This is a genomic window from Rhodoplanes elegans (assembly GCF_016653355.1).
Classification (GTDB): domain Bacteria; phylum Pseudomonadota; class Alphaproteobacteria; order Rhizobiales; family Xanthobacteraceae; genus Rhodoplanes; species Rhodoplanes elegans.
In genome coordinates, this window is record NZ_NHSK01000120.1 from 1 (window position 1) to 8,157 (window position 8,157).

General features: G+C 69.9%; 6 protein-coding genes. 1 reads left to right on the forward strand and 5 read right to left on the reverse strand.

The annotated features are described in order from the left end of the window. Positions 1–60: 60 nt before the first annotated feature. The 5 genes from CCR97_RS15890 to CCR97_RS15910 all read right to left on the reverse strand — a co-directional run bounded on the left by CCR97_RS15890 (position 61) and on the right by CCR97_RS15910 (position 6,745). Positions 61–1,845, reverse strand: coding sequence for an ATP-binding protein (locus CCR97_RS15890; protein ID WP_201159638.1), 1,785 nt, complete (start codon positions 1,843–1,845; stop codon positions 61–63). Between the two features lie 131 nt (positions 1,846–1,976). Beyond that, the gene (locus CCR97_RS15895) at positions 1,977–3,422 is read right to left on the reverse strand and encodes a flavin monoamine oxidase family protein (protein WP_201159639.1); all 1,446 of its coding nucleotides are present in this window, start codon (positions 3,420–3,422) and stop codon (positions 1,977–1,979) included. A 317-nt stretch (positions 3,423–3,739) separates the two neighbouring features. Continuing rightward, positions 3,740–4,060, reverse strand: a complete 321-nt coding sequence (locus CCR97_RS15900) for an AtuA-related protein (RefSeq protein ID WP_111359693.1) — start codon at positions 4,058–4,060, stop codon at positions 3,740–3,742. A 2-nt stretch (positions 4,061–4,062) separates the two neighbouring features. After that, a complete protein-coding gene (locus CCR97_RS15905) occupies positions 4,063–5,400 on the reverse strand; it encodes an acyclic terpene utilization AtuA family protein (protein WP_111359692.1) in 1,338 nt (445 codons plus the stop codon). Positions 5,401–5,431: 31 nt separating this feature from the next. Next, complete coding sequence (locus CCR97_RS15910; RefSeq protein WP_111359691.1) at positions 5,432–6,745, reverse strand: CitMHS family transporter; 1,314 nt, start codon at positions 6,743–6,745, stop codon at positions 5,432–5,434. Positions 6,746–7,023: 278 nt separating this feature from the next. Here CCR97_RS15910 and CCR97_RS15915 point away from each other — a divergent pair, with 278 nt between their 5' ends. Next, a complete protein-coding gene (locus tag CCR97_RS15915; protein WP_111359690.1) occupies positions 7,024–7,923 on the forward strand; it encodes a LysR family transcriptional regulator in 900 nt (299 codons plus the stop codon). Positions 7,924–8,157: the final 234 nt, after the last annotated feature.

Sequence of the window (8,157 nt, forward strand, 5' to 3'; positions counted from 1 at the left end):
CATAGAACACCGTCATGTAGAGCCCGACCGCCGAGGAGCGCCCTTCCTTGGCCGTCGCCGTCACGGCGCCGGGCCGGGCGTCAGCGGCTTCTTCAGGATCTTGAAGCGGTCCGGATCGAGGCCGTGGCCGGTGCCGAGCGAGGACAGGTCCTCGGTGCCGCCCGGCTCCTCCAACCGCACGCTGGAGTTCGCCAGCGTCGCGCCGCGCCAGCGCTCCAGCACCGAGGCGACGAAAGCCTGATCGTAGCGGCCGGCGGGATCGACCCGGACGCTGCCGATCGCCTCGCTCTTCGGCAGGAGATGCGCCGGCACCTCGCGGAAGCGCAGCCGGGTCGGCAGCGCCACGCCTTCGCCGAAGGCCAGCACCTCGCGGGTGCCGAGCGACGGCACGAAGCCGAGCAGGTTGGCGGCGGCATCGGATACGGCGGAGCGCAGCAGTGCCTGGTCGCGGTCGTTCGCCATGCGCATCGCGAACAGGGTCGAGCATTGCGAAATGATGGTCGGGTCGAGCTCGGCCGGACGCTGGGTGACCAGCGCCAGGAACACGCCGTACTTGCGGCCCTCCTTGGCGATGCGCGACACCGCCTTCCGGGTCGGCCCGAAGCCGATCGAGCGGTCGGCCGAGGCGTAGCGGTGCGCCTCCTCGCAGACGAACAGCAGCGGCACCGCGCCGTCGCTCCACAGGCCGAAGTCGAAGGCCATCCGGCACAGCACCGAGACCAGCGAGTCAACCACCTCGGCCGGGAAGCCGGCGAGTTGCATGATGGTCATCGGCCGGCCGTTCGGCGGCAGCCGGAACAGCATCGAGATCACGTCCGCCATGGTGTCGCCGCCGACATTGGCGTTCTCGAACATGAAGGCGTAGCGCGGATCGTTGGCGACCGATTCGATGCGCTGGATCAGCTTGTGATAAACGATGCGCGAGTTGCGGTTCTCCAGCTTGCCCATGCGCTCGTCGATCAGCGCGATGAGATCCGCGAGCCGGTACGGCACCGGCGTGTCGGCCGTGAAGCCGGCGCTGCGCGGATCGAGCCGCTTGAGGGTCGGTCGGTCGCTCGCGCCGGTGCGGTACTGCAGGTAGCTCACCTTGGCGATCGGGATCACCTCCGAGAGGATCTCGGTCTCCTCGTCGATGCCCGGACGGGCGCCGAAGAAGACGTCGACGATCTCCTCGAAATTGAACAGCCAGAACGGCAGCTTCAGGTTCCGCGGATTGAGGATCTGGGCATGGTCCGGGAAGCAGCGGGCGTACTCGTTGTGCACGTCGAGCAGGAAGACGCGCAGATCCGGCCGCCGCGCCAGCGTCTCCTGCAGGATCAGCGCGACGCCGCTCGACTTGCCGACCCCGGTGGTGCCGAGCACGGCGAAATGCTTGCTCAGCATGTCGTCGACGTCGATCGAGGCGCGGATCGACGGGTCCTGCTGCAGATGGCCGATGTCGATCGTGACGCCGGCGTCGAGGTCGTAGACGATCCGCAGCGCCTCGTGATCGATCGGCGCGACGGCGTCGCCGATGGTGGGATAACGGTCGATGCCGCGGCGGAAGCGCCGCCGCCCCTCCGGGTCGGGCGCGATCTCGCCCATCAGGTCGAGCTGCGCGGTCGCCACCACGTCGTGATCGTGCACATAGGTGCGGGTCAGCCGCGACACGTCGGTGACGACGCCGATCAGCACGGCCGGGCCGCTCGCGATGGTCAGGAAGCGGCCGACGGTGGCGCGCATCGCGGCGCTGTCGTGCTCGTGCAGGCCGACCGTCGCCTGCGATCCCCGCACCGAGACGATATGACCGATCACCGCGCCGGCCTCGGGCCGTCCACAGCCCGGGTCCGAATTCCCACTTTGCATCTGCGTCGCCCCCACCCCCGAACAGCCGCCTTCAGCGGGCATTTCGGAGATACTACCTTTGGGGAGACTGACGCTTTGTTAACACCGTCGGTAGTAGGGTATTATGCCTTAGATGACTAGCCCGACGCAGATCAGAACGGCCAGCTCAGCCCGGGCGGAGCGGCCGGACGGGACGGCTGCGCGGTGGGCTGGCGGCGCGGCCGCTTGGGCGCCTCCCGCGGCTCCGACGCGGGGCGCGGCGTGGTGATCCAGCCGAACTTCCGCATCGCCGCCTCGGCGGCCCGCTCGCCCGACAGCCAGGCGCCGTTGACCGTCCCCCACTGCGTCTCGTGCACGGCCTCGCCGGCGAACCACACGCGATCGCGCACCGGCTCGGTCAACGCGGTCCGCGAGCCGGCGCCGCCGACGCTCGCCGCCGACGCGGCCCCCATCACCCACGGGTCCTGGGCCCAACGGGTCGCGTGGGTGCGCCGCACCGCCTTCTTGATGTCGGCGCCGTAGAGCTTGGCGAGCCACTCCTTCGACCAGTCGACCATGGCGGCCTCGCCCTTGCCCGACAGGTCGCGGCCGAGCTTTCCGCCGAGCTGGATCATGCACAGCGGCGTGCCGAAGACGTTGGCGAGCATCGCGGCCGTCTCAGGACCGTCGGCCTTCTCGACGATCAGGTCGTCGCGCTGCGGGCCGAGCGGCGTGCCGTCGAGCTCCAGGAAGACGTGATCCTGGCTGCCCAGCGCGAGGCGCGAGAAGGCGTCGACATGGCGCTTCGGCAGGTCGGGGTCGAAGCGGATCTTGCCGGCCGCCATCACGTTGGTGGAGGCCGTGACGATCACGGCGCGGGCGACCAGGGTGCCGCGCGGCGTGTCGACCTCGACCTTGCCGCGGACCCAGGTGTTGATCTTGGTCGCCGGCGTCGACAGCCGCACCGTCAGGCCGTCGGCGAGCCGGGCGAGCAAGGCGCCGGCGCCCTGCCGGCAGAAGGCGGGCGTGTCGCGCTCCATCGCCTTCGACACGTCGACGGCGGAGAGCTCGCGCAGCTCCTTGCCGTAGGGCAGCGGGCCGAGGACGAAATCGACCGTCGGCCGCCAGTCCAGCAGGTCCTTGGGCAGCGCCTGCAGGCAGGCGACGTCGGCCTTTCCGCGGGCCGCCTCGACGATGGCGCGGTTGGTGCGCACCAGCACGGCCAGGAAATCTTCCAGCTCGCTCTCGCGGCCGTAGCGGCGGCCGATGCGCAGCCGCTGGCCGGGCGGCGCCGCATAGACGTCGAGGCCGGTGCCGGCCGCCAGCTTGGTGACGGGATTGAAGTCCGCACCCCACAGCCAGTGGGCGCCGCGGTCGATGGGCATGCCGAAAATCTTGGTGTCGGTGGCGCAGCGCCCGCCGATCCGATCGCTCGCCTCGACGATCACGACCCGGCGCCCCGCCGCGGCGATCCGCCGCGCGGCCGCGATGCCGGCCGCGCCGGCGCCGATCACCACGATGTCGACCTCGCCGGAGCCCTGCGCCCAGGCGCGCGCGGGCAGCCCGAACGCAGCGGCGCCTGCGCCGGCGAGAAATGTTCGGCGGTCGAGTGTCGGCATGCGGGGTGGCCTCCCTGCCGGCAACTTGCCCCAAGGGCCGCCGCACCGCAAACCCGGATGTGGAGATCGATCCGTCGCGCGTCGGGATGCTCGGCACCGCAGGGGCGCGCCGGCGGCGCGCGCGGTGCTGTCACGTCGTCCGCAGGCCCGTCGCGGACCGCGACCGGTCCTCGCACGTCGACCCGGCTCCACGCCCGCCCGGGCGTGGGCGAACGTCGCACTGGAGGCCGGTCGTGCCGGTCGCGGTCCTCGGGCCGTCACGCGGCGGGCGGGGATCGTCCGCCGCGGACATGCACCCATTCGAAAGCGCGCGGCCGTCAGGCCGCCGGCTCCTCGTCCGGGATCTCGAGGTCGAGCAGCGCCGACGACAGCGACTTGCCGTGGGCGTCGAGCGCGAGCGTGCGAGTCACCCCGCCGCCGAGCGCCTCGTACATCACGAAGTTCAGCGCCGCGATACGCGGAAGCTCGTAGCGCACCACGGCGCCCTTCACGATATCGGCGAAATGCGCCTTAACGCGCTCCACCGTGACGTGGCGGCATAGCCGCTCCCAGTCTTTCGCATCGAAGGCGATGACCGAGATGTTCGATGTGTTGCCCTTGTCCCCGGTGCGGGAATGGGCGAGGTCGCGCAGCTTCATGATCACGCCTCCAGGATCCGGACCGACGACCCGACGAGGGTGCGCGGCAGCAGCACCGACTGCACCGCCACGACCTCGCGGGCCACCTTGAAACCGCCGCCGCCGCCGGCGGGGCCGTTGGTGTAGAGCGTCTCGACCTCGTTGCCGATCTTCACGGCCTCGGCGAGCGTCTCGGTACGGCCGGCGACGCGGGCCCGCACCTCGTAGGGGTCACGGCCGGCGCTGCGGGTCGGCCCGTGCAGCGAATCGACGCCGATCAGATCGAAGCGCAGCTCGGTGGTCTTGACGCCCATGATCGCCAGTCGCTCGCGCACAATGTCGAGAGCGAGCTGTCCGCGCGCCACGGCGCCCGGACCCGCATAGGACATCTGGCCTTCGCCGATGTAGCTGTCGATGTAGCCGACCGACACCTTGAGCGTGTCGGTCTTGGGCCGACCGGTGCCGCCGGTGACGCGCACCCGGTCGGGACCGATCTCCTCGACCGCGACCTGCGAGAAGTCGGCGATCACGTCGGGCTGGAAGTAGTTCTTCGGGTCGTGCAGCTCGTAGAGGAGCTGCTCCTTGACGGTCTGCGGCGTCACCTTGCCGCCGGCGCTCGCCACCTTGGTGACGACGAGGGTGCCGTCCTCCGCCACCTCGCCGATCGGGAAGCCGAGCCGGCCGAGGCCGTCGACGTCCTTGACGCCGGGATCGGCGAAGTAGCCGCCCGTCACCTGGCCGGCGCATTCGAGCAGATGGCCGACCACCGTGCCCTTGCCGAGCTTGTCCCAGTCGTCCATGGCCCAGCCGAACTCGCGCACCAGCGGCGCCATGAACAGGGCCGGATCGGCGGCCCGGCCCGTGATCACGACGTCGGCGCCGAGCGCCAGCGCCTCGACGATCGACGTCACGCCGACATAGGCGTTGGCCGAGACGATGCGGTTGCCGAGATCCGTGGTCGAGCCGCCGGTCTCCTCGAGCTTGCGCGGCGTCTCGCGGATCTGGTCGAGCACGTCGTCGCCGGAGACGGCCGCGACCTTCAGTCCCTTCAAGCCCAGCGCGCGGGCGATCTCGATCGTCCTCTGCGCGCCGGCCTCCGGATTGGCGGCGCCCATGTTGGTGACGATCTTGATGCCCTTCTGCTTGCAGACCGCGAGCACGGCCTTCATGCGGGCGTCGAGCAGCGGGTCGTAGCCCGCCGCGGGGTTCTTCAGCTTGGCCTGCTGAGCGAGCGCGATGGTGCGCTCGGCCAGGCACTCGAAGACCAGGTAGTCGATGTCGCCCTTCTCGGCGAGCTCGACGGCGGGCTCGATGCGGTCGCCGGAATAGCCGGCGCCGGAACCGATCCTGATGGTTCTCATGACAGGGTTCCTCGGTGAATGCGGGGCGGGCTCACAGCGGCAGGATGCCGAGCACGACGGCCGTGATGGTCATCACGATCGACACGGCCCACAGCGGCAGGAAGCTGAACTTCTGATGCTCGCCGAGCTCGATGCCGCACAGGCCGACCAGCAGGAAGGTGGCGGGCGTGAGCGGGCTGATCGGGAAGCCGACCGTCATCTGGCCCATGATGGCCGCCTGGCCCATCTGTACGGGCGCGACGCCGAGCACCTTGCCGGCCTCGGCCAGCACGGGCAGGACGCCGAAGTAGAAGGAGTCCGGATCGAACAGCAGGCTGAGCGGCATGGAGATCATGCCGAGCATCACGGGCATGTGGCTCGCGAACTCGCTCGGGACGTGACCGGCGGCGAACTTCGCCATCTCGGTCAGCATCTTGGTGTCCTTCATGATGCCCGTGAACACGCCCGCGGCGAGCAGGATCGAGGCCATCATCAGGGCGGCCTTGGCGTGGGCGTCGACGCGCTCGCGCTGGTCGTTGACGGACGGGTAGTTGATCAGCAGCGCGACGACGGTGCCGACCATGAAGCAGACGACCGGCGCGGCGATCTCGGTGATCATCGCGGCGAGCACCGCGAGCACAAGGGCGACGTTGACCAGGAACAGCTTCGGACGAACCAGCTTCTGCTCGGCCTCGGAGAGCTCCGGGCGCGTGTAGGACACGGAGACGTCGCCACCGAGCACGCCGGCCGCGGTCAGGCGCTTCTCCTCGCGAAGGCCGAAGAAGAAGGCGAGGGCGAAGACGAACAGCAGGCCGACGATCTGCACCGGCAGCACCGGCATGAACAATTCGCCGATCGGCACCTGCAGCGCGGTCGCCGCGCGCAGCGTCGGGCCGCCCCACGGCAGCATGTTGGCCGTGCCGGCCGCCATGGCGACCACGCAGGCGAGAATGCGCTTGTCCATCTTGAGGCGATCGAACAGCGGCAGCATCGCCGGGATCGTGACCAGGAACGTCACGGCGCCCGAGCCGTCGAGATGGACGATCGCGGCGAGCACGGCGGCGCCGAGCACGATGCGGGACGGCTTCACCCCGACGACGCGGAGAATGCCGTTGATGATCGGATCGAGCGTTCCGGCATCCTTGACGATGCCGAAGAACAGGATCGCGAACACGAACATGCCGACGACGGGGGCGATGTTCTTGACGCCGTTGACGGCGAACTTGCCGGTGTCGGCGACCGAGAAGCCGGCGATCAGCGCGCCGGCCATCGGCACGATGATCAGGGCCGCCATGGGCGAGAGCCTCTTGGTGAGGATCCCGGCGAGCACGACGACGATGACGAGAAGCCCGATCAAGGCGAGCATGGTTTCACCCTAGGGGTCCTTGGGACCGCGGGCGAGGCGAGCGACCGCGCACGCGATCCGGATGACGAGGATGCGACCGGCTGTCCGCCGCCCGGGGCGCGGGCGCGGTGCGATCGCCGATTCAGAAAAATTCGCAGAGCAGGACCGGAAGCCAGCCCCGGACGGGGCGGCTGGCACGCGGCCGTGCCGACGTCGCTTCTTCGGGGGCGACTCCAGGACTACGCCACGCTTGTGATAACGCAATTGAAATTAGTTTATTGCCACGATAGAGGTTGATTATGGACATCACCCTGCGTCAGATCCGGGCCTTCCTGGCGATCGTGCAGACCCGGAGCTTCACGAAAGCAGCGGCGCTGCTGCATCTGTCGCAGCCGGCCCTCACCGTGCAGATCCGGAATCTCGAGGCAGCGCTGGGGGTTCGGCTGCTCGACCGGTCGAACCGCGCGGTCGAGATCACGCGGGTCGGCCTGGAGCTGATGCCGGTGCTACAACGCACCGTGACGGATCTGGACGGGGCGCTCCTCGACATCCGCGAGATCGGCGCCGGCCGGCGCGGCACGGTGCGCATCGCCGCGCTGCCGAGCTTCGCGGCGTCGCTGCTGCCGCAGGTGATCCTCGCCTGCCGGCGCGACAATCCGGCGCTCGGCGTGCTGGTGCGCGACGCCATCGCGGCCCATGTGGTGGCCATGGTACGCAGCGAGGAGGTCGATCTCGGCCTCACGGGCGGCGCCGTCGCCGACGCCGAGCTGGACGTCCTGCACCAGACCACCGACCAGCTCTGCCTCGTCTATCCGGCCGACCATCCGATCGGCCGCAAGCGCCGCATCGGCGTGCAGGATCTCGTCGATCTGCCGCTGATCCTGACCAATCCCGGCACCAGCTTGCGCGACGTGATCGACGCGGCGCTGCTCGGCATCGGCCGTACGCCGACGCTCGCCTGCGAGGTCACCTACATGATGTCGGCCGTGGCGATGGTGCGGGCCGGCCTCGGCGTCACGGTGCTGCCGCGCTCGGCCCGCGAGGTGCGGGTCGAGCAGACGCTGCGCTCCAAAGCGATCGACGACCCGGCCTTCGTGCGCCCGGTCGCCCTCGTCAAGAAGAAGGGCCGCACCTTGCCGCCCGCCTCGGCCGCCTTCCTCGACGCGTGCATCGCTGCCATGCAGAAGATGGAGGGGTGAGGCAGAGCCTGCCGCAACATTCCGGCTTCCGGAGCCTCTGTCCCGGACGCGGTGCAGCGCACCGCGAGCCGGGACCCGGCGCGATCAGCGCAAACCAACTGGCGACGATGCGCGGGGCTTTTCCCCCCACCCCCGACCTCTCCCCGCCATTCGCTGACGCGAATGGGAGGAGGGGAGTCGAGGCGCTGCGGCTCCCCTCCTCCCGCGAGCGAAGCTCGTGGCGGGGAGGGTCGG

Excerpts from the sequence above, each read along its gene's own strand:
- CCR97_RS15890 (WP_201159638.1), bottom strand. The coding sequence starts at position 1,845 with ATGCAAAGTGGGAATTCGGACCCGGGCTGTGGACGGCCCGAGGCCGGC.
- CCR97_RS15895 (WP_201159639.1), bottom strand. The coding sequence starts at position 3,422 with ATGCCGACACTCGACCGCCGAACATTTCTCGCCGGCGCAGGCGCCGCT.
- CCR97_RS15900 (WP_111359693.1), bottom strand. The coding sequence starts at position 4,060 with ATGAAGCTGCGCGACCTCGCCCATTCCCGCACCGGGGACAAGGGCAAC.
- CCR97_RS15905 (WP_111359692.1), bottom strand. The coding sequence starts at position 5,400 with ATGAGAACCATCAGGATCGGTTCCGGCGCCGGCTATTCCGGCGACCGC.
- CCR97_RS15910 (WP_111359691.1), bottom strand. The coding sequence starts at position 6,745 with ATGCTCGCCTTGATCGGGCTTCTCGTCATCGTCGTCGTGCTCGCCGGG.
- CCR97_RS15915 (WP_111359690.1), top strand. The coding sequence starts at position 7,024 with ATGGACATCACCCTGCGTCAGATCCGGGCCTTCCTGGCGATCGTGCAG.